Consider the following 20,017-nt stretch of genomic DNA (forward strand, 5'->3'; position numbering starts at 1 on the left):
GATCTACGTCCGCGCGCGAAAGCGCAGGGTGCCGACAAGGCGCCTGCCACTGTGAGGCAGGCCTGCCCGGCGGGCGACGCTTACTGGCACATCCCAACCCATGTGGCCTTTCGTAGGGGTCACCACTAGGAGAGGAGGCGCCATGCCCATCATTACTCTTCCCGACGGTAGTCAGCGTTCCTTCGATCATCCGGTCAGCGTGACCGAGGTGGCGCAATCCATTGGTGCGGGGCTGGCGAAAGCCACCCTGGCCGGCAAGGTCAACGGCCGTCTGGTCGATGCCTGCGACATCATCGACAGCGACGCGACTCTGCAGATCATTACCCCGAAGGACGAGGACGGGCTGGAAATCATCCGCCACTCCTGCGCTCACCTGGTGGGCCACGCGGTCAAGCAGCTGTATCCGACCGCCAAGATGGTCATCGGCCCGGTGATCGACGAAGGCTTCTATTACGACATCGCCTTCGAGCGTCCCTTCACGCCGGAAGACATGGCCGCCATCGAAAAGCGCATGGCCGAGCTGATCGAGAAGGACTACGACGTCATCAAGAAGATGACGCCGCGTGCCGAAGTCATCGAGACCTTCAAGGCTCGTGGTGAGGAGTACAAGCTGCGCCTCATCGACGACATGCCGGACGAGAAAGCCATGGGCCTGTACTTCCACGAGGAGTACGTGGACATGTGCCGTGGCCCGCACGTGCCCAACACCCGGTTCCTGAAAGCCTTCAAGCTGACCAAGATTTCCGGCGCCTACTGGCGTGGCGACTCGAAAAACGAGCAGCTGCAGCGCGTCTATGGCACCGCCTGGGCGGACAAGAAGCAGCTGGCTGCCTACATCCAGCGCATCGAAGAAGCCGAAAAGCGCGATCACCGCCGTATCGGCAAGCAGCTCGACCTCTTCCACCTCCAGGAAGAAGCGCCGGGCATGGTCTTCTGGCACCCGAACGGCTGGACCGTCTATCAGGTGCTCGAGCAGTACATGCGCAAGGTGCAGCGCGACCACGGTTACGTGGAGGTTCGTACCCCGCAGGTCGTCGACCGTATCCTGTGGGAGCGCTCCGGCCACTGGACCAACTACGCCGAGAACATGTTCACCACTTCGTCGGAAAGCCGCGACTTCGCGGTCAAGCCGATGAACTGCCCATGCCACGTGCAGATCTTCAACCAGGGCCTGAAGTCCTACCGCGACCTGCCGCTGCGTCTCGCCGAGTTTGGCGCGTGTCACCGCAACGAACCGTCCGGCGCGCTGCACGGCATCATGCGTGTACGTGGCTTTACCCAGGACGATGCGCACATCTTCTGCACCGAAGAGCAGGTAAAGAAGGAAGCGGCCGACTTCATCAAACTGACCCTGCAGGTCTATTCGGACTTCGGTTTCAGCGATGTCTCCATGAAGCTGTCCACCCGTCCGGCCAAGCGCGTCGGTTCCGAAGAGCTGTGGGATCGGGCCGAAAGTGCTCTGGCCGACGCTCTGAACGAATCCGGCCTGGAGTGGGAATACCAGCCGGGCGAAGGTGCCTTCTACGGTCCGAAGATCGAGTTCACCCTGAAGGACTGCCTTGGCCGTAACTGGCAGTGCGGCACCCTTCAGTACGATCCGAACCTGCCGGAGCGCCTGGATGCCAGCTATATCGCCGAAGATAACAGCCGTACCCGTCCGGTCATGCTGCACCGCGCGATCCTCGGCTCGTTCGAACGCTTCATCGGTATGCTGATCGAGCACTACGCCGGTCTGTTCCCGGCCTGGCTCGCACCGACCCAGGCGGTGGTGATGAATATCACTGACAAGCAGGGCGAATGGGCCGAAGAAGTGGTGCGTCAGCTCGAGCAAAGCGGATTCCGTGCCAAGTCTGACTTGAGAAACGAGAAAATTGGCTTTAAAATCCGCGAGCATACTTTGCTCAAGGTTCCCTATCTGCTGGTTATTGGTGATAGGGAAGTTGAATCGCAGGCCGTCGCCGTACGTACGCGCGAAGGGGCAGACCTCGGCTCGATGCCGGTCGCCCAGTTCGCGGAGCTTCTCGCTCAGGCGGTTTCCCGGCGTGGTCGCCAAGACTCGGAGTAATCATTATTAAGCGTGAAATGAGACAGGATAAGCGGGCTCTCCCGAAACCACCGATCAACGAAAACATCACCGCCCGTGAGGTGCGTCTGATTGGTGCCGACGGTCAACAGATTGGCGTGGTCTCCCTCGACGAGGCCCTCCGTCTAGCCGACGAGGCCAAGCTGGACCTGGTGGAAATTTCTGCTGATGCGGTGCCTCCTGTCTGCCGCATCATGGACTACGGCAAGCACCTCTTCGAGAAGAAGAAGCAAGCCGCTGCTGCGAAGAAAAACCAGCACCAGCAACAGATCAAAGAAATCAAGTTTCGTCCAGGGACGGAAGAAGGGGATTACCAGGTAAAACTACGCAACCTGGTACGTTTCCTTAATGAAGGGGACAAGGCCAAGGTATCGCTTCGATTCCGTGGTCGTGAGATGGCCCACCAGGAGCTGGGCATGGAGCTGTTGAAGCGAGTCGAAAACGACCTCGCCGAAGTCGGCACCGTGGAACAGCACCCTAAGCTGGAAGGACGCCAGCTGATGATGGTCATCGCTCCCAAGAAGCGTAAATAACCTCCCGGGCACTGGCAGGCCTGATGGTTATCAGTTGTTAACGAATGCGGAGTACTAAACATGCCAAAGATGAAAACCAAAAGTGGCGCCAAAAAGCGCTTCAAAGTGACTGCTGGTGGCATCAAGCACAAGCACGCTTTCAAGAGCCACATCCTGACCAAAATGACCACCAAGCGTAAGCGTCAGCTGCGCGGCACTTCGATGCTCGCTGCTTCCGACGTTCGCCGTGTAGCGCGCTCCCTGCGTCTGCGTTGATTTCTGGTAGAGGATAAATAAATGGCTCGTGTTAAGCGTGGCGTAATTGCCCGTCGTCGTCACAAAAAGATTCTGAAGCTCGCAAAAGGCTACTACGGCGCGCGCTCGCGCGTGTTCCGTGTTGCCAAGCAGGCGGTAATCAAAGCAGGCCAATACGCCTACCGCGACCGTCGTCAGCGCAAGCGTCAGTTCCGCGCCCTGTGGATCGCCCGTATCAACGCTGGTGCTCGTCAGAACGGTCTGTCCTACAGCCGTCTGATCGCTGGCCTGAAAAAGGCGGCCATCGAGATCGACCGTAAGGTACTGGCCGATCTGGCTGTGAACGAAAAAGCGGCGTTTACCGCGATTGTCGAGAAAGCGAAGGCCAGCCTGGCTTAAGCCCCACGACAGTTACCGGATCTCGGTCCGGACGTAACGTCACCGATAGGGGAAGAGCCTTACCGCTCTTCCCCTATTTTGTATCTGGAGTTGGTACATGGAAAACCTGGACGCGCTGGTTTCGCAGGCCCTGGACGCCGTGCGAAACACCGAAGACGTCAACGCCCTGGAGCAGATCCGGGTTCACTACCTCGGCAAGAAAGGCGAGCTGACCCAGGTCATGAAGACCCTGGGCGACCTGCCGGCCGAAGAGCGCCCCAAGGTCGGCGCGCTGATCAACGTAGCCAAGGAAAAGGTTCAGGATGTTCTGAACGCCCGCAAGGCTGAGCTGGAGGGCGCCGCCCTCGCCGCCAAGCTGGCAGCCGAACGCATCGACGTGACCCTGCCGGGCCGTGGCCAGTCCTCCGGTGGCCTGCATCCGGTCACCCGCACCAAGGAACGCATCGAGCAGTGCTTCACCCGCATCGGCTATGAAGTCGCCGAGGGTCCGGAAGTCGAAGACGACTACCACAATTTCGAAGCGCTCAACATTCCGGGTCACCACCCGGCTCGTGCCATGCACGACACCTTCTACTTCAATGCGAACATGCTGCTGCGCACCCATACCTCGCCGGTACAGGTCCGCACCATGGAAAACCAGAAGCCGCCGATTCGCATTGTCTGCCCGGGCCGCGTCTACCGTTGCGACTCCGACCTGACCCACTCGCCCATGTTCCACCAGGTCGAAGGTCTGCTGGTCGATGAAGACGTCAGCTTCGCCGACCTCAAGGGCACCATCGAAGAATTCCTCCGCGCCTTCTTCGAGAAAGAATTCTCCGTCCGCTTCCGTCCGTCCTTCTTCCCCTTCACCGAGCCTTCGGCGGAAGTCGACATCCAGTGCGTGCTTTGCAGCGGCAAGGGTTGCCGCGTCTGCAAGCAGACCGGCTGGCTGGAAGTCATGGGCTGCGGCATGGTCCACCCCGACGTGCTGCGCATGTCCGGCATCGACCCCGAGAAATACCAGGGCTTCGCCTTTGGCATGGGTATCGAGCGCCTGGCCATGCTGCGCTATGGCGTGAACGACTTGCGCCTGTTCTTCGACAACGATCTGCGGTTCCTCGGCCAGTTCCGCTAGCCCGCACGACCGTCAACGCATTTAGGAGAGCAGGATGAAATTCAGTGAACAGTGGCTGCGGAGCTGGGTAAACCCGCAGGTATCCCGTGACGAGCTGGTAGCTCGTCTGTCCATGGCCGGCCTTGAGGTCGACGCCGTGATCCCGGTCGCCGGTCAGTTCAGTGGTGTGGTCGTGGGCGAAGTGCTGTCGACCGAACAACACCCGGACGCCGACAAGCTGCGCGTCTGCCAGGTCAGCAACGGTTCGGAGACCTTCCAGGTCGTCTGCGGTGCGCCCAATGTGCGCCCAGGCCTGAAGATCCCCTTCGCCATGATCGGCGCCGAGCTGCCGGGTGACTTCAAGATCAAGAAGGCCAAGCTGCGCGGCGTTGAATCCAACGGCATGCTCTGCTCGGCCAAAGAGCTGGAAATCAGCGAAGAGAACGCCGGCCTGATGGAGCTCGCTGCGGATGCGCCGGTGGGCGCCAACGTCCGCGACTACCTCGAACTGGACGACGCTTCCATCGAGATCGGCCTGACCCCGAACCGTGGTGATTGCCTGTCTCTGACCGGCCTCGCTCGCGAAGTCGGCGCGCTGTACAGCGCCGAGGTCAGGCCGGTAGTGGTTGGCTCAGTTGCTCCGCAGATCGATGAAGTGCGCAGCGTTGAGCTGCTGGCTCCCAAGGCTTGCCCGCGCTACCTCGGCCGCGTCGTCCGCAACGTCGACCTGAGCAAGCCAACCCCTCTGTGGATGGTTGAGCGTCTGCGTCGTTCCGATATCCGCAGCATCGACGCCGCCGTCGACATCACCAACTACGTAATGATCGAGCTGGGCCAGCCAATGCATGCCTTCGATCTCGACGAGATCAAAGGCGGCGTGCGCGTGCGCATGGCAGAGGAGGGCGAGAAGCTCGTCCTGCTCGACGGCCAGGAAGTCACCCTGCGTGCTGACACCCTGGTGATTGCCGATCACGAACGCGCCCTGGCCATCGCCGGCGTGATGGGTGGCGAGCACAGCGGCGTCAGCGCCAAGACACGCGACCTGTTCCTCGAAAGCGCCTTCTTCGACAACATTGCCGTTGCTGGCAAGGCCCGTTCCTATGGCCTGCACACCGATGCCTCGCATCGCTTCGAGCGTGGCGTGGACTCGCAGTTGGCTCGTCGCGCCATGGAGCGTGCTACCGAGCTGCTGTTGCAGATCGTCGGCGGCGAAGCTGGTCCGATCGTGGAAGCAGTCAGTGAAGCGGACCTGCCCAAGGTCGCTCCGGTTACCCTGCGTGCCGAGCGCGTTACCCAGATGCTGGGCATGACCCTGGAAAACACCGAGATCGAGCGTCTGCTCACCGCCCTGGAGTTCGACGTCCAGAAAGCCGGTGCCGATGCCTGGACCGTTGGTGTGCCGAGCCATCGCTTCGACGTCTCGATCGAAGTCGACCTGATCGAAGAGCTGGGTCGCCTGTACGGCTACAACCGTCTGCCGGTGCGCTACCCGCAGGCACGCCTGGCGCCGAACACCAAGTCCGAGTCCCAGGCCGAGCTGCCCGCGCTGCGCCGCCTGCTGGTCGCCCGTGACTACCAGGAGGCCATCACCTATAGCTTCATTGATCCCAAGGTGTTCCAGCTGTTCCATCCCGGTGTCGAGCCGCTGATGTTGGCCAACCCGATCTCCGCCGACATGGCCGCCATGCGCGCCTCGCTCTGGCCGGGGCTGGTCAAGTCCCTGCAGCACAACCTCAATCGTCAGCAGACCCGTGTGCGCCTGTTCGAAAGCGGCCTGCGCTTTGTCGGTCAACTGGAAGGGCTGGTGCAGGAAAACATGCTCGCCGGCGTCGTCTGCGGTGCACGTCAGCCGGAAGGCTGGGCGAATGGTCGCGAGAGCGTCGACTTCTTCGACGTGAAAGCCGACGTCGAAGCGCTGCTGGGTAACGCCGGCGCCATCGAAGCCTTCACCTTCTCCCCAGCGGAACACCCAGCGCTGCACCCGGGCCAGACCGCCAAGATCGAGCGCGATGGCGTGCTGGTCGGCTACCTCGGCGCGCTGCACCCGGAACTGGCCAAGGCGCTGGACCTGGATCGCCCGGTGTACCTCTTCGAGCTGGTCCTGGCCGAAGTAGCCAAGGGTCGTCTGCCGAAATTCAGCGAACTGTCGCGCTTCCCCGAAGTACGTCGTGACCTGGCGCTGATCGTCGATCTGGATACTCCGGCCGAGTTCGTGCTGGCCAATATCCGTGAAACGGCGGGCGAATGGCTGACGGATCTCAGGTTGTTTGACGTCTACCACGGTAAAGGCATTGATCCGCTTAGAAAAAGCTTGGCCGTTGGCTTGACCTGGCAGCATCCATCACGCACTCTTAATGATGACGAGGTGAACGCGACTACGCAGAATATCGTCGCCTCGCTGGAACAAAGGTTCAACGCCACGTTAAGGAAGTAGCGTATGGGGGCTCTGACGAAAGCTGAAATTGCTGAACGTCTGTACGAAGAGCTGGGCCTGAATAAGCGGGAAGCCAAGGAACTGGTGGAGCTCTTCTTTGAAGAGATTCGCCAGGCGCTGGAGCATAACGAGCAGGTGAAGTTGTCGGGCTTCGGCAACTTCGACCTGCGCGACAAGCGTCAGCGTCCCGGACGCAACCCAAAGACGGGAGAGGAAATCCCGATCACAGCCCGGCGCGTCGTCACCTTTCGTCCAGGGCAGAAACTGAAGGCCAGGGTTGAGGCTTATGCTGGAACCAAGTCATAACGACGAGCTGCCCCCCATTCCGGGCAAGCGCTACTTCACCATCGGTGAAGTGAGCGATCTTTGCGCGGTGAAGCCGCACGTGCTGCGGTACTGGGAACAGGAGTTCCCGCAACTCAATCCGGTCAAGCGAAGGGGCAACCGGCGCTACTACCAGCGCCAGGACGTGCTCATGATTCGTCAGATCCGCGCACTCCTCTACGACCAGGGCTTCACCATCGGCGGCGCTCGCCAGCGCCTCACCGGCGACGAAGCACGCGAGGACGCCACCCAATACAAGCAACTGATCCGGCAGATGATCGCCGAATTGGAAGATGTACTGCATGTGCTGCGCAAGTAACTGAAAAAAATGAAAAAAGCACTTCTCCAATACAAATGCTTGGGGTATAGTGCGATCCGCTTCTGAGGGAACTCAAAAGCAACGTCGGGGCGTAGCGCAGCCTGGTAGCGCACTTGCATGGGGTGCAAGGGGTCGAGTGTTCGAATCACTCCGTCCCGACCAAAAAAACTTAAGAAATCCAGTCACTTAACGGTGACTGGATTTTTTTATGCCTGATGCTTTTGTAGTGTCTCCGAATTTTGCCCCACTTTTTGCCCCACCGATGCTTTTCTCTATCTGTAGCATTTAGGAGGCGATGGGATGGGTCTTGATGCTCCTAGGGGAATGTCACGCAGGCCACTGACTGACTCCGTAAACTGCAGAGGTCTGGTTGGGCGGGGCAGCCCTGTCGCTCCCGGGGCTTGGATCAATACTCGGTCCATCACTAGGCTGGTTAATGTAGCAGCCCTTATTCCCTGTCCGTGCATGCCAATCTTCAGTGCGTGTGTGCCACTGCTGCAACATAGATCGTCCAGCTATCTGATCTTGTAAGCCTTTTCCGAAATTTCGCGTTAATATTCCGTCCATGACGTGGCCTTTTGGCATCACTTGGCTCGTGGGAGCCACGGATTCTTTGCGCGGAGCTATAGGGACGAATGCAATTCATCAGCTCATGGATTGTACTGCTGTTATGTGCCATGGCTTTCGACGCGCAGGCAATCGACTTGCAGTGCCGAGTAGTCGGCATCAGCGATGGAGATACCTTCACTTGCCTTGCTGGATCTAATCAGCAGGTAAAGGTAAGGATGGCCAATATTGATACTCCAGAGAGTGGACAGCCCTACGGGCGTCAGGCGAAGGATCTACTCGCGAGCTTGATTTTTGGTCGCGTGATCCAGCTCAAATTGGACGGCCAAGATAAGTACGGTCGACAAATCGGCCAAGTCTCTGTCGATGGGCTAAGCATTAACCGCGAAATGGTTGTCCGTGGCGCAGCCTGGGTCTTCGATCGCTATAACCGCGATACCTCTTTGCCCGCCTTGCAAGATGATGCCCAGAAAGCGCGCCGAGGTCTCTGGGCGCTCCCGGGGGCCGACATCATCCCACCTTGGGAATGGCGCAAGGCCGGGCGACAACTCCACGCCCTAGTAGCTGAGCGCAGGGCTCAGGGTGCTGATTCTGCCTGTGGTACCAAGCTGTATTGTGGACAAATGAGCAACTGCCAAGAAGCCAAATTCTACCTTCGGCAATGTGGAGTGTCCTCTCTGGATCGGGATCGCGATGGCGTTCCTTGTGAAAGCCTTTGCCGTTGATACAACGTTCTCAAGGAAGTTTCCATGAAGCTATTCAAGATGCTGTTTGGTTGGTTGAAGGCACCAAACCGGCAGAATGATCCCGAGCATCCAGACTTGCATGCCCTCGACAAGGACGAACTGCTCAAAGAGCTGGATATTGAGGCTCAAGCGCGTCGTCTTGGTGCAGCTGGTGCCCCCGCTCCCGACGAAACCCATCTCTCCGGAGTTGAAGAGTCGATTTGCCAAAAGCTGGAAAGCTTTCGCCTCAGCTACCAGGGCTGGGCAACTACCCATGTTCAGCGCATTCAGGAGCGTCTGGTGACCTATGACATCACCAAGACTGTGAATCGCACCGCCAATTTGGCCGATGAATTTGAGCGCGAGGCGAATCGCCGGGTTTCCGATCGTGAAACCGAGTTGCGAAGCCTGCGGAGCTCAGCGCACCAGCGTGAACAGGAGTTACTCAAGTTTCGAGAGAAGAATCAGCTTACCCGCCATGCTCAGGTGATCTCCGGCACTCGTAAAGCTATCTGCATCCTACTGGCGATATTCACTGTGGCAGTCGAAGGCATTCTAAACGCTGGATTTTTCGCTGCCGGATTAGATGGTGGATTGTTCCAAGGGTTCTTTTTTGCCGGTGCCTTGGCTGCGGCAAACGTTGGTATCGCCTTTGCGCTCGGTCGTCTTCTCGTGCCGAACATCAATCACATCAATTCAGTCCGCCGGCTTGCGGGCTATCTTAGTGTGATCGTGGCAGGTGCCATCATGGTTGGGTTAGGCCTGATAATCGCGCATTTTCGCGATGCGTTGGGGCAGGCAGGCGATGTGAGCATTACTGTCATTGCCGCCACCGCGCTCCGAACTCTGCAAAGCAACCCGCTAGGATTCCACGATGTCTTCTCGATAGTTCTCTGTGTCTTTAGCGTGGTTTTCGCGCTTGCCGGCCTATGCGAAGGCTACAAGCTATCGGATCCCTATCCAGGGTACGCCGGAGTCCAGAGGATCGCTGATGAGGCTCAAGCCTTCTACGACGATGAGATTGCTCAGATTCGGGAAGAGCTGGAGCATTTGAAAGAAGAGTATGTCGCCAGGCTGGAAGAGGGCCTCGAGCAGGCCAAGAATGACGTCGTGGCCTTCCGTGCAGAAGTCGATAAGAAGCGCATCGCGCCGGAGCGCCTGCAGCGGGCACTGGATAGGGCAGAGCACATGATGAGTGCACTGGTCAAAATCTTCCGAACCGAAAACGAGATATCCCGAAAGGCCACCGGTGTCTCGGTTCCCGCCTACTTCCGCCAGCCCGTACCCGTACGGCAATTGACCTTCCCCGACTTCAGCACCGCTGCAGACGAGCTGGCTCTCCAGGAGCAGGAGGAGTTGCTGACTGATCTTCTGGCCCAGATCGAAGACATCCGTCGCCGAATTCAATCGTCCTACGATGTCAAATTCAGCCAACTTGAACCCATCCGCCAACAGATCTGACAAAGGAACTTGACGATGCGCAGGACGAATGCGGCGGAAAAGAAGCGCCGCCAAGAGCTCCGTACGATTGCACTATTGGTGATCGTTCTCTTGTCGATGGCTGGCGGAATAGGCTGGTATTTTCTACAGCGGCCCACCGCCATCGACAAACTCACGTTATGCCCAGCGTCCGGCCCATTGGGGCACTATGTTGTGCTGGTCGATAACACCGATCCGTATAACTTCATCCAGCGCCAAGCGTTCGCTCAAGGCTTAAAAGCTCTCGCCGACAAGCTGGTGCCTGAGGGCTACCTACTATCCGTGTATGCCCTTGGCGAAGATTTTACTCAGACGGCAAAACCGCTCTTCGAGAAGTGCAATCCGGGTACTGCTGTGGGAAAGTCGGAACTTGACTCTAACCCTACACGTATTCAAGAGCGCTTCGAGCGTGAATTTCGCGAGCCGGTGACTCAGTTGGAAAACGTCCTGATGCAGGATAAGCCAGCCGACAAGTCACCGATTTTCGAGATGCTTCAACTGGTCGCGATCAATAGCTTCCAATCGGAAAACATCCAAGGTCCTAAGACCCTCGTTGTTTATTCGGACATGCTGGCTAATACCTCGGAGTTCAGTATGTTCAAGGGGCAGGCTGATTTCGATGGCTTCGCTGCCAGCGCTTATGGCCAGAAATCACAGACCCGCTTGGATGGCGTCCAGGTCAAGCTGAACTATCTCATGAACTACCCCAAATTGCAGACTCGCAAGCAACTGGCGTTCTGGGAGCGCTATTTCGAGAAAGCAGGTGCCCGACTCGTTGCCGTGACGCCAGTGGAGGGTTAAACATGCCAGTAAAAATTTCCTTGAAGCGGCTATTCGTCCTCACCTGTGTCCTAAAAGTCGGTAGTTCCTTTCTTGGTTGGTATCTGCATGAGCCTTGGATCTTCGGCCTTCTGCTGCCTTTGCTCTTCATGGCAGCGTATATGCTCATTGGCTATCGGCTGCGTGACAGCGACATCTCGGCAGAGAAGTTCGCTGACTCCTGCTATTACCTAGGCTTCATCTTCACCATCGCTTCGATCATCTTCTCGCTCTTCGACCTGCCGAACATCGGTACTGATTTGACCATCATCGCGGTGCGCTTTGGCGCCGCCATGGTGAGCACGGTGCTGGGCTTAGCGGTGCGCGTGACTCTGGTGAGTTTCCGACCCAGTACCGAGGATGCCCTGCGCAATGTTGAGGATCAGGTGATAGATGCCTCACGCAAGCTGGCTGATGAGTTGCAAAAGTCTCTTGAGCGGGTAGTGGACTTCCGTGCGGATGTGATGCGCGCCACCGATGAAACAGTTGTGGCTGTTAAGGAACAAATCCTTGCCATGTCGGAGGTACACCACACCAAGACCACGGAGTTTTTTGCGACCATGACTCAGCACAACAAGGAGATGATGCTGGGCCTGATGCAAGATGTGCGCACTACTGCGATGGGTATGACGCGCATCATTGGCGAATACGAAGTATCGGCCAAAGGTACGACTGAACGCATTGACCAGACGGTAGTGGCCTTTGTCGATGGTCTGGTTGCGCGATTAGATGCCGTGCAGTTCCCGGATGACCTCTTCTCCAAGCGACTGGAGGGTGCAGTCACTCAATTGGGGGTGGTAACCGAAGCCGCAACCGACAGCCTCAAGTCGGTGACCGTCGACGTGCAGGGCTCCGCGCGCCTGGTCAACAATTCCATTAAGCGCATCAATGAGAAACTGGAAGGCATGGGGGGCGTGCTGGATGGCGTGCAGCAGGTTGGGGCCAGCCTAGAGGCACTGACAAAATTGCTGCAGGTGCAGCAAGAAGCTGTTCTTCAGGAGATGAGCCAGCAGTCCAAGTCCCTGATCGCCGTCGTGTCTGCGCAGCAGGAGTCACTGAATACTCAATTGGGCTCGCAATTGGGTACAACCACGCAACTCACCGGTGTCGTTCAATCGCTCGCCGAATCGATGGCCCAGACCGCGGCATCAGTTGCCAAGATGCACCAAGTCGCTGATCAACAAGGTAGCAGCACTGAAGAGATCAAAAAGGCCAGCCAGGAGCTGGTGGCGACGCTCCAGCACAGCATTCCAGGCCTGCTGACGGTGGTCGGCCAATCAAGCCAGCACGCCGAGTCGGCGAATCAGGAACGTCAGCAAGTCAAGGTACTGGGTCAACAGATTCTTCACAGCCTCGGCCAACTGGTGGAGCTCAGCACGTCTCAGCTTGAGTCCGGTGGCAATCTCGCTCGCCTGGATCAACTGGACAATGTTCAGCGCAAGCTGGATATGCTCAGCGAGCACCTAGAGCGCCGACCGCTGAACGGCGAAAATGTGGTGCCATTCAGTCCGGCGACAGAGAGGCCAGGCGATCTGCAGCAGGGTCAACCGGAATCAAGCAGCAGCTGACACTGATTTGTGGGAGCCGCCTGAAATGGCATCGAACAATGACCAGGTCTTCCAGCTGTCGCTGACGGAGATCGCCCTTACCCTCATCTTCATGCTGATGCTCCTGCTCGGCTTCATGGTGTTTCAAAAGACTCAGGAGAACCAGAAGCTGCAGGAGCAGCTCAAGGCTATCGGCGGGATCGACGTTAAGTTGGCGCAACTGGATGCCGCCAAGACGCAGCTCATCAGCGAGATCGGGGCCCATAGCTCGCGCGATCCCGAGGCGGTGATCAGTCAGTTGGTGGATGCGAGTCAGGCCAAACAGGACGTCGCGCGATTGAAGCAGCTACTGGAGGATCAGGAACAGCAGATCACGGCCCTCAGCGAACTACAGAAGATGGTAGAGGCTGCCAGCGGCGAAGGCGGGGAGCTCGTCAAGAAGCAGGTCGAAGACGCTTTGGCGTTGGCGATGTCGTTAAAAGAAGCCGTGCAGAAGTCGCTGAAGGCCCCTCAGGACGTCGCGAGCTCCAATGACGTCAAGTCCCTCAAGGAGCAGGTCGTGGCCTCACTCGAGAAGCTCAATGCCCTGGAACAGGTACTTAGCGAAACCCCGGCTGTCGCTAACCTTGAGGGTAAGAGTAGTCTTGAAAAATTGCAGAAACTGGCGCAGGAATACCAGTACTTCACCGCAATGCAAGCAGACACCAGTAACCCCATTGCCGTGAAGAAAGAAAACGCTGACCTCAAGGGGCAGTTGCTCTACCTCAAGCATCGCTTGGAGGCCAATGGTGGTATGGACTTCCCACCATGCTGGGCGGACGAGAAGACCGGCAAGGTACAGATGCTCTTTACGCTGGAACTGCGAGAGAACGATCTAAGCCTTGAGCCTGCTTGGCCGGAAAGCCGTCAGGCAGACGCCAAAGTTTTGCCGAACATCGATCGTGTGATGAGTCGACCCGTCAGCAGCTATGAAGAATTCCTGCGAGCAGTGAAGCCAATAGCTGATCTCAGCCGCGCGCAGAATTGCCGACATTATGTCCGGCTCAAAAATTCCATCAGCGACGCCATCATCTCGGATCGGCGTCGCCTGAGCATCGAAGATTATTTCTACAAAATAGAAGTACGCCGATAAGGAAACCGGCGCCGCTGCGTTGCCTATGAGACGCTGTGGAATGGCGTTGCTGTGATGACTGACTGAGGTGGGGGCTAGAGGTTCTGCCGAATCTCCTTTGTTTGTGAAAACTGGCGCACAGAGCTGCAAGGTGAAAAGGTCAGCATGAGTCGCTTCGGTCGATGCCTGATGCGCATAGGGCTAGAGATATTGTCTGAGGTAGATGGCATGGCAGCCTTGTCGCAACCGAATCGACACCACCGTTGTCGATTTGACAGTTGTTGCGACAAGGTACCAAGCCACCTCGAAGTCCGGACTGCTGTTGAAACAAAATAGCTTAAGGAACATCAGCACCCGGACATGCCGGGTCGCTAGCTACCTCTTCGCTGGCATCCTGAAGCATTCGTTGCACTTCATTGATGTTGCGGGCTGCATAGACCCGCCCACCTGTATTCTCCGCAACGCAGTTGGACAGGTTGCTATCGCTAATGTTGACCACGTTTACCCTTAAACGTGGCTGTTTCTGGGCGATACGCTTGGAGAGCTCGCAGGCATTCTGTCCGCAGCCATCCTCACCATCCACGAACATGACTACGACGGCGTCTTTGAAGCGTCCATCGACTAAGCTCGCTGCCTGTTCCAGGCTTGCGGCCAACGGAGTTCCAGATGCTGCACCGAGTTGGTGGACCTCTTGTCGTAATTGATTGCGCTGGCTGGTAGCAAACAGGCCTCGATCAATGGTGGCTTCGCATCCTTGAAAGGTGATGAGACGCAGATCGATTGCGGGATGAAGCCGTTCGAGCATGCTATCGAACGCCTGCTTGGCCGCCGTGAGGCGTGTGGGCTCCGACATCAAACGAGACTTACGTGGGTTGTTGTCCGGGAGGTTGCCGCCAATCTCATTGATCCAGGTCTCGTCTTCCTTACTGATTCCGATATTCAGGTTCATGGAACCGGAGGTGTCGAGCACTACCACAAAATCGGGCGGTGTCGCGTTGGCATGACAGGCGAAATTACCCACTGGGCGGGGATTGATCAGATGCCACAGGTAGCCCCGCCATCCCCAGAGTAACCAAAGCAGCAGAGGTAGCAGCGGTAGAAGCAACCACCAGCGTGATAGACGGATGAAGAACCATCGGCGCCTATTCTTTTCCGGGGTCGTGGGAGGAGGCATGGATGGAGTTCCGCTGACCTCGCTGGTGAGGGGCGGTATTCCCCAGCGTACGACCACGGGTTCCTGGTTTAGGCTATACAGGTTGTCCAAGTCCGGCGCACCTTGCAGGCTGCGCAGCATCTGGACCTCCTGGGCATTGCCGCGCTGCTCGAGTGCCTCGATCAGTTGGGCGATGGCCGCCTGGCGCTGTTCGTAACGGGCCAGCAGCGCTTGACCTGCCCCAGCGTCCAGTTGGTTGTAGGGCAAAGGCTGACCGCCCAATCCTGACCACCATTGTAAGGTGCCATCTTCCCCCTGGCGCGGGGTAGCAAACAGACTGGCGACACTGGGGGGGAAGTAGCGCTGCAGCAACCTGACCTTGTCGTCCAGAGTCGTGAGGAGCTCTGGAGCGTGGACGCTACTGTCGCGGGTGATGCGTTGCATGTGGGCTTCCAGGAGAGCGCGAGGCCTTGTACAGGCCTCGCCGGGAGATCATTCGTAACCGAGGCTCAGTTGCAGGCGCGCGACCTTCTGTTGCAAGGCCTTGAGTTCTTGCTTCCGTGCCTCGACGGCGGCGGGATCGGCGGTGGTCACTGCCTTGCGGGCACTCGCCATCTGTTTCTCCAGTTCACCGATCTGCTGCAGGACGTTGGCTTTATCGGCATGCCGTGTCCGTAATTGGGTGAGCAGCTTGTTCAGTGAGGCATCCAGGGCTGCCTGACGCTGCTGCTGTTCAGCCAGGTTTTTGCCGGTGGCTTGCTGTTGTGCCACCAGGTCGTCGTAGACTTGGTGGAAGGCCGCATTTTCGACGCGAGCTTGAATCAGTGCCTGCTCGCGTTCTCGTACCTGTTCGCTGTAGCCGCCGGAGTGATCACATTGCATTTTGGCGATCAGGCTGGCGCTGGCATCACGAGCATCGCAACTGCCCGGTTGGCTGGCACAACCTGCCAGGAGCAGGGTGGTTCCGCCGATTAGCAGGGCTCTGAAGATCATGGACTTCACCCCAGAGTAATAGCCGAGCGTTGGCCATAGAGACCATCGACTTCTTTCTGCAAAGCCACCACCTTGGAGTTCATCCGCGTAATTTCCTGCTCGATCTCCGTTACGTTCTCACCGGCTCCGTTTTGGCGCTCCAACTGAGCGGTCTTCTGGTATTCGTTGACCTTGCTGCGCATGCCGTCGAGATCTTTGCGCATCAGCACCAGGTTGCTGTCGATACTGGCAATTTCCTGCTGTGCCTTGGCCTTGTCGACAGTCTTGTTCTGGATCGAGCTCTGAATCTGGGCGATACGCTCTTGGTCATCACGGATCACTTGCTGCAAGGTGGCGGTACGGCTGGCTACCTTCTCGGTATCGGCCTTGATGTCATCGCTCATGGCCTGCAAACGCTGGGTGGTATTGGCGTATTTGCTACGTCGGTAGTCGTAGTAGTAATTGGCGCCCATCGCAACACCGCAGGCCCCGATGGCGGCGATGACCATGCACTTGGTGCGGTCGTTGGCACTGCTTGTCACTGCGCAGGCCAATACCCCGACGCCGGCTGCGGCGGCGCAGGCGGTTAGGCCGGAAGTGGAAAAGAACTTGGCGTCGTTGCCCTGGGTCAGGCGTGGGTCGGAGGTGGGGGCGGAAGTATCGACGAGCTTGCTGCCGGTGTTAGCGCAGCCGCTAAGCACTAGGCTGGCAGCAAGGGCGAGGCCAATCGCGGTCCGATGGTAGGTCCTTTTCATGCAGTGGCTCCTTTGGCGTTTTTTAGGTTGGTGTTATGGGGTGACGGCCTTGCAGCGTTGTAGCCAGGCTTCGGTGTCGATCTTCTGGGTCTTGAGGAAACCCTGTTGGTTAGTCCAGTGGCTTTGCAGGTACGGCTTGAGCTCTTGCAATTGCTTGTTGCGCCCGATGATTTCTCCGATCACCGGAACCTGCTTGGCGAGCAGGGGTTCGCCATAGAGCGTGGCGGACTCGACCAAGCTGCTGGCGTAGTAGCGGCTCAGCTTGTGCAAGCGGTCCTTCTGCTCATCGAGCTTGGACAAACGCATGGGGCAGCTGGGATCCTTCTCTGCTCCTGAACAGTTGAGGTCGTAATTCTTCTGCAGGAAGTCCAAGTAACGGCCATCGTCCAGCATCTTGGTGCAGAGGAACGCGCCCAGATTAAGGCTGGCACGGATGGATTGGTCTCGTGCTTCCTCCTGTTGCTGGTTGCTGGCGCGCAGTTGGTTTTCCAGATTCTTGAGTTGCTCCTTCAAGCCCTCGTCGGTCACACCTGATGCCAGGGCGCCCAGCGCTTGCACGGCATTTTTATCGCCGGTTGGGGATGATGCTTGGTTGCCGGTACCAAGCGTTTTCCAGCTTGCCTCTATGCTGGCTACGCGCTCGCGTGAGGTCAGTGTGGGCGCCGCCAATGCCAGGCGCAGGCCTGCGGTTTTACTGGTGCTTGCGGCAGCGCCGTCGTAGTAATTGCGCTCTTGGCGCAGAGCTGTGCGCAGGTCACCTTGTGCCGTTCGGAAATCGCCGCCGCGAACCACGTAACCGCCGGCTTGGCCGTGTTCGCGATCGAGCTTGTTCAGGCGGAAAGGTTCGAACATCATTTCGCTGACGTTCCCAAGCATGTCATGCAGGCCTAATGGGTTAGGTTTGAGTAGGCCGGTCAGTTGTGGCTGGCCGTTGGCCGATTGGGCACCAGCAAACCATTCGTAGGCGTTGAGACCTTCGGGCATCGGGTAGCGGCTATCACGGAACTCCGCACTGTTCACTTCCAGCCCTCCTCGGGCGGCGAATTCCCATTCCACTTCCGTGGGGAGGCGTACGAAGCCGGCAACCCCATCTTCTTTGGGGAGCTTGTCGGCAGCATGCTGGCGTAACCAGAGGTTGTAGCGGTCTGCGGCCTGCATGGCGTCCATCCAGCTTAAAGACGTCATGGGAAGACGTTGCTTGTTGGAGGGGGTAGGGCAATTCGCGTCGGTCAGTGAGTGATACTGCAGTTGGCTCATCTCATACTTGGCCAGCAGGTAGTAGCGCGATTTGGCTGGCTTGTCGGTGGTGAAGCTTCCTGCGATGAAGGCGGGGTGAGTCTGTTCCACATAGCCCCATTCGGCATTGTCTTGGCCGATGCTGATGGGGTAGTCATCCAGCGGGCCCGCCAGGGGAATGAAGACCTTGCGGAACGCCATCGCACCATCGCAGGGCATGGGTAGCACCACGTCATCGGTATCCGGCATGGGGTTGTAGAGTTTTTCCTCCCAGGCTGCAGATGCTTGTAGGCACGCTAGACCCAGTGGGAGCAAAAGGAGTTGGCGCCAATATCTAGAGCTCACGCAGACTCTCCGCAGGTTGAATGGTGATGGCCTGCTTGGCCCCGACCATGGAGACTAGGGCTGCCACCAGTAGGGCCAGCAGCAGAGCCACCAGCCCGTGCAAAGGTGTGATCTGGCAGACGAAACCACCGGTAGCTCGAGCGCTGCCGAGTAACTGATTGAATACACTGCTGCCAACCAAGTAGCAGGCGAGCCCGCCGAGATAGCCGGTTAGCGCTAGCGTCAGTGCTTGCAACACCACGTAGCCGGCTACTGCCGGCGGTTTGAAGCCCAAAAGGCGCAGGAGCGCTAGGCTGCGCCGCTTGCGGTCGATGTTGGCGAGAAAGGCGCCAATCAGGGCAGCGATGCAGCCCAACAGTGCAGCACCGGCGATCACGCTGAAAATCACTTCCAACACATGATTGATCGCCTTGACGTTCTCGATGTCCGCCAGGCGGCTGGTGGTCTCGATGTGCTGTGCGTTCAGCCAGTGCTCCAATGGGGCAACACTGTCGATGTCCCGGGCGTACAAGCGGGCTCGGGCATAGCGTGGTGAAAGGCCTTCGCTGGGCAGTCCGTTACTGACGCCCATTGCTTCGACTTGGTAGCCGTCGCGGAAGCGCTCCAGTTGCAAGAGCAACTCCGGATGGACGAACGCGGCCGGACGACCAAATTTAGCGGGAGGTAGCACGGCACTGACTGTCAGGCTGACTTGAGCACGCTCGTTGATGCCATTCAGGCGGCGGAGGACTATCAGGCGTAGCACGTTGCCGGTGTCCAATCCCAGGCGTTCTGCTGCTGCTGTGCTGAGGATCGCCTCGCCAGGAGCAACGGCGCTGTCCACGCCTTGTAGCAGTGGATCGTTGACGGTCGTCGGGATTATCTCGGCGTTTTCCACAAAGCGTCGGTCTGTACCAACGAGGTCAGCTTGAGTATTCAGCGAGCGGGTCAGGCCTAGGGCGAAGCCGGTCTCGGGGCGCTGCTGCAGGCCCAGGAGCCACTGTTCGTCGAAGTTCCCGCTGCTCAGTAGTTTGATTTCCAGGTTGCGTGGGTCGCGCAGTAGCTCTTCCTGGAGCTGGCTGACGACACCGTGCTTGAGGCCGAACAGTAGCAGCAGGGGGGCGATGACCGCGACGAGAGACGCTGCCACGCAGAGCGATATCTTACGATCGTGCCAGAGGTCCGCCAGCACGAGTCTGATGAGCAGTGCCAGATGTTCATGCCACGGCTTCAAAGCGCGTTTCTCCAGGCTGGTTGATGGCATGCAGCCGTGGCACCGAAAAATCTTCTAGCAGAGCCCAGTCATGGCTGACGACCAGAGCACTGAGCCCCAGTTCGTTCACCAGCTCCAGCAGCAGTTCGAATAGCCGTCGCGCACCGTAAGGGTCAAGTGCTGCCGTGGGCTCATCAGCCAGCAATAGGCTGGGTTCGTGAGCGATGGCACGAACGCAGGCGACGCGCTGGCGCTCGCCGATAGATAGCGCTTGCGGCAGCTTCTCCAACAGCGACTCCAGGCGTAGTGCATGAATCGCCCTCTCGACCTGCGGGCTTTGTTCGGGTAGGCCCATCAAGCGCCTGGGCAGATTGATATTGTCGCGGACCTTGAGATAGGGCAGCAGCCCACCGCTCTGCAGCACGAAGCCCAGCGTCCGAGAGCGCAGATGTGCCAGGGCGTCTTGGTCGCCTGCGTTCAGCAGGGCGGCCACGTCGCATTCCCCCAGGCGATAGATGTCTAGCGACTGAGGGGCCAGCAGCAGGCCGAGGGCTTCGAGCAGGGTGCTCTTGCCGCAGCCGCTTTCACCGGTAATGGCGCGGATCTCGCCACGGCCCAGCGTGAGCTCTGGCAGATAGACACGATGCCCTTGCGAACCATTGCCCCGCTGAACCCTCAATCCCCGAACTACTAACAT

General features: G+C 58.4%; 19 protein-coding genes and 1 tRNA gene. 14 read left to right on the forward strand and 6 right to left on the reverse strand.

The features are described from left to right. Positions 1–142 precede the first annotated feature (142 nt). From thrS to LDJ84_RS10260, 14 genes are all read left to right on the forward strand, one after another. Entirely contained in the window at positions 143–2,065 is a 1,923-nt protein-coding gene (gene thrS / locus LDJ84_RS10195) for a threonine--tRNA ligase (protein ID WP_037015433.1), read from the forward strand. Beyond that, positions 2,065–2,616, forward strand: coding sequence for a translation initiation factor IF-3 (gene infC / locus LDJ84_RS10200; RefSeq protein WP_169887484.1), 552 nt, complete (start codon positions 2,065–2,067; stop codon positions 2,614–2,616). Before thrS ends, infC begins: the two co-directional genes overlap by 1 nt. Before the next feature lie 60 nt (positions 2,617–2,676). Next, positions 2,677–2,871, forward strand: a complete 195-nt coding sequence (rpmI, locus tag LDJ84_RS10205) for a 50S ribosomal protein L35 (RefSeq protein ID WP_017516491.1) — start codon at positions 2,677–2,679, stop codon at positions 2,869–2,871. 21 nt (positions 2,872–2,892) lie between these two features. Continuing rightward, positions 2,893–3,249, forward strand: a complete 357-nt coding sequence (gene rplT / locus LDJ84_RS10210) for a 50S ribosomal protein L20 (protein WP_003099086.1) — start codon at positions 2,893–2,895, stop codon at positions 3,247–3,249. 97 nt (positions 3,250–3,346) lie between these two features. Continuing rightward, the gene (gene pheS / locus LDJ84_RS10215; RefSeq protein ID WP_024763164.1) at positions 3,347–4,363 is read left to right on the forward strand and encodes a phenylalanine--tRNA ligase subunit alpha; all 1,017 of its coding nucleotides are present in this window, start codon (positions 3,347–3,349) and stop codon (positions 4,361–4,363) included. A 34-nt stretch (positions 4,364–4,397) separates the two neighbouring features. Further along, positions 4,398–6,776, forward strand: coding sequence for a phenylalanine--tRNA ligase subunit beta (gene pheT, locus LDJ84_RS10220; RefSeq protein WP_024763165.1), 2,379 nt, complete (start codon positions 4,398–4,400; stop codon positions 6,774–6,776). A 3-nt stretch (positions 6,777–6,779) separates the two neighbouring features. After that, positions 6,780–7,082 (forward strand): integration host factor subunit alpha, encoded by a 303-nt coding sequence (ihfA, locus tag LDJ84_RS10225; protein WP_003090661.1) that lies wholly within the window; start codon positions 6,780–6,782, stop codon positions 7,080–7,082. Continuing rightward, positions 7,063–7,419: a MerR family transcriptional regulator gene (locus tag LDJ84_RS10230; protein ID WP_015476661.1), complete on the forward strand. Its 357-nt coding sequence runs from the start codon at positions 7,063–7,065 to the stop codon at positions 7,417–7,419. Before ihfA ends, LDJ84_RS10230 begins: the two co-directional genes overlap by 20 nt. Positions 7,420–7,504: 85 nt before the next feature. After that, positions 7,505–7,581, forward strand: a tRNA-Pro gene (locus tag LDJ84_RS10235). A gap of 473 nt (positions 7,582–8,054) precedes the next feature. Next, positions 8,055–8,711 carry a thermonuclease family protein gene (locus LDJ84_RS10240; RefSeq protein ID WP_071557649.1) on the forward strand — a complete coding sequence of 219 codons (657 nt, stop codon included), beginning with the start codon at positions 8,055–8,057 and terminating at the stop codon, positions 8,709–8,711. Positions 8,712–8,735: 24 nt separating this feature from the next. Then, the gene (locus LDJ84_RS10245; RefSeq protein ID WP_034076230.1) at positions 8,736–10,172 is read left to right on the forward strand and encodes a hypothetical protein; all 1,437 of its coding nucleotides are present in this window, start codon (positions 8,736–8,738) and stop codon (positions 10,170–10,172) included. Positions 10,173–10,187: 15 nt separating this feature from the next. Next, positions 10,188–10,991 (forward strand): hypothetical protein, encoded by an 804-nt coding sequence (locus LDJ84_RS10250; protein WP_034076232.1) that lies wholly within the window; start codon positions 10,188–10,190, stop codon positions 10,989–10,991. A gap of 2 nt (positions 10,992–10,993) precedes the next feature. Then, positions 10,994–12,577 (forward strand): FUSC family protein, encoded by a 1,584-nt coding sequence (locus LDJ84_RS10255; RefSeq protein ID WP_052165112.1) that lies wholly within the window; start codon positions 10,994–10,996, stop codon positions 12,575–12,577. A gap of 25 nt (positions 12,578–12,602) precedes the next feature. Next, a complete protein-coding gene (locus LDJ84_RS10260; protein WP_034076234.1) occupies positions 12,603–13,688 on the forward strand; it encodes a hypothetical protein in 1,086 nt (361 codons plus the stop codon). A 316-nt stretch (positions 13,689–14,004) separates the two neighbouring features. On the opposite strand, the gene LDJ84_RS10265 is transcribed toward LDJ84_RS10260, so the two are convergent. The 6 genes from LDJ84_RS10265 to LDJ84_RS10290 form a co-directional block, all read right to left on the reverse strand. Continuing rightward, the gene (locus LDJ84_RS10265; RefSeq protein WP_034076236.1) at positions 14,005–15,264 is read right to left on the reverse strand and encodes a VWA domain-containing protein; all 1,260 of its coding nucleotides are present in this window, start codon (positions 15,262–15,264) and stop codon (positions 14,005–14,007) included. Positions 15,265–15,312: 48 nt separating this feature from the next. Further along, the gene (locus tag LDJ84_RS10270; protein WP_034076238.1) at positions 15,313–15,813 is read right to left on the reverse strand and encodes a hypothetical protein; all 501 of its coding nucleotides are present in this window, start codon (positions 15,811–15,813) and stop codon (positions 15,313–15,315) included. A 5-nt stretch (positions 15,814–15,818) separates the two neighbouring features. Then, positions 15,819–16,547 (reverse strand): hypothetical protein, encoded by a 729-nt coding sequence (locus tag LDJ84_RS10275; protein WP_034076240.1) that lies wholly within the window; start codon positions 16,545–16,547, stop codon positions 15,819–15,821. A gap of 33 nt (positions 16,548–16,580) precedes the next feature. Beyond that, positions 16,581–18,032 (reverse strand): SUMF1/EgtB/PvdO family nonheme iron enzyme, encoded by a 1,452-nt coding sequence (locus LDJ84_RS10280; RefSeq protein ID WP_161791514.1) that lies wholly within the window; start codon positions 18,030–18,032, stop codon positions 16,581–16,583. Between the two features lie 85 nt (positions 18,033–18,117). After that, positions 18,118–19,341 carry an FtsX-like permease family protein gene (locus LDJ84_RS10285; protein WP_034076242.1) on the reverse strand — a complete coding sequence of 408 codons (1,224 nt, stop codon included), beginning with the start codon at positions 19,339–19,341 and terminating at the stop codon, positions 18,118–18,120. Next, on the reverse strand, positions 19,325–20,017 hold the full coding sequence (locus LDJ84_RS10290) for an ATP-binding cassette domain-containing protein (RefSeq protein WP_034076244.1): 693 nt from the start codon (positions 20,015–20,017) through the stop codon (positions 19,325–19,327). The genes LDJ84_RS10285 and LDJ84_RS10290 overlap by 17 nt, the downstream gene beginning before the upstream one ends.

This window comes from Pseudomonas sp. HS-18, from assembly GCF_020401845.1.
Taxonomy (GTDB): domain Bacteria; phylum Pseudomonadota; class Gammaproteobacteria; order Pseudomonadales; family Pseudomonadaceae; genus Pseudomonas; species Pseudomonas nitroreducens.

Bases quoted from the DNA above. Each gene is read 5' to 3' on its own strand.
- LDJ84_RS10270 (WP_034076238.1), bottom strand. From the start codon at position 15,813: ATGATCTTCAGAGCCCTGCTAATCGGCGGAACCACCCTGCTCCTGGCA.
- LDJ84_RS10260 (WP_034076234.1), top strand. From the start codon at position 12,603: ATGGCATCGAACAATGACCAGGTCTTCCAGCTGTCGCTGACGGAGATC.
- LDJ84_RS10240 (WP_071557649.1), top strand. From the start codon at position 8,055: ATGCAATTCATCAGCTCATGGATTGTACTGCTGTTATGTGCCATGGCT.
- rpmI (WP_017516491.1), top strand. From the start codon at position 2,677: ATGCCAAAGATGAAAACCAAAAGTGGCGCCAAAAAGCGCTTCAAAGTG.
- LDJ84_RS10250 (WP_034076232.1), top strand. From the start codon at position 10,188: ATGCGCAGGACGAATGCGGCGGAAAAGAAGCGCCGCCAAGAGCTCCGT.
- rplT (WP_003099086.1), top strand. From the start codon at position 2,893: ATGGCTCGTGTTAAGCGTGGCGTAATTGCCCGTCGTCGTCACAAAAAG.
- LDJ84_RS10290 (WP_034076244.1), bottom strand. From the start codon at position 20,017: ATGTTAGTAGTTCGGGGATTGAGGGTTCAGCGGGGCAATGGTTCGCAA.
- thrS (WP_037015433.1), top strand. From the start codon at position 143: ATGCCCATCATTACTCTTCCCGACGGTAGTCAGCGTTCCTTCGATCAT.
- LDJ84_RS10245 (WP_034076230.1), top strand. From the start codon at position 8,736: ATGAAGCTATTCAAGATGCTGTTTGGTTGGTTGAAGGCACCAAACCGG.
- pheT (WP_024763165.1), top strand. From the start codon at position 4,398: ATGAAATTCAGTGAACAGTGGCTGCGGAGCTGGGTAAACCCGCAGGTA.
- LDJ84_RS10275 (WP_034076240.1), bottom strand. From the start codon at position 16,547: ATGAAAAGGACCTACCATCGGACCGCGATTGGCCTCGCCCTTGCTGCC.
- ihfA (WP_003090661.1), top strand. From the start codon at position 6,780: ATGGGGGCTCTGACGAAAGCTGAAATTGCTGAACGTCTGTACGAAGAG.
- pheS (WP_024763164.1), top strand. From the start codon at position 3,347: ATGGAAAACCTGGACGCGCTGGTTTCGCAGGCCCTGGACGCCGTGCGA.
- LDJ84_RS10255 (WP_052165112.1), top strand. From the start codon at position 10,994: ATGCCAGTAAAAATTTCCTTGAAGCGGCTATTCGTCCTCACCTGTGTC.
- LDJ84_RS10265 (WP_034076236.1), bottom strand. From the start codon at position 15,264: ATGCAACGCATCACCCGCGACAGTAGCGTCCACGCTCCAGAGCTCCTC.
- LDJ84_RS10230 (WP_015476661.1), top strand. From the start codon at position 7,063: ATGCTGGAACCAAGTCATAACGACGAGCTGCCCCCCATTCCGGGCAAG.
- LDJ84_RS10280 (WP_161791514.1), bottom strand. From the start codon at position 18,032: ATGCCGGATACCGATGACGTGGTGCTACCCATGCCCTGCGATGGTGCG.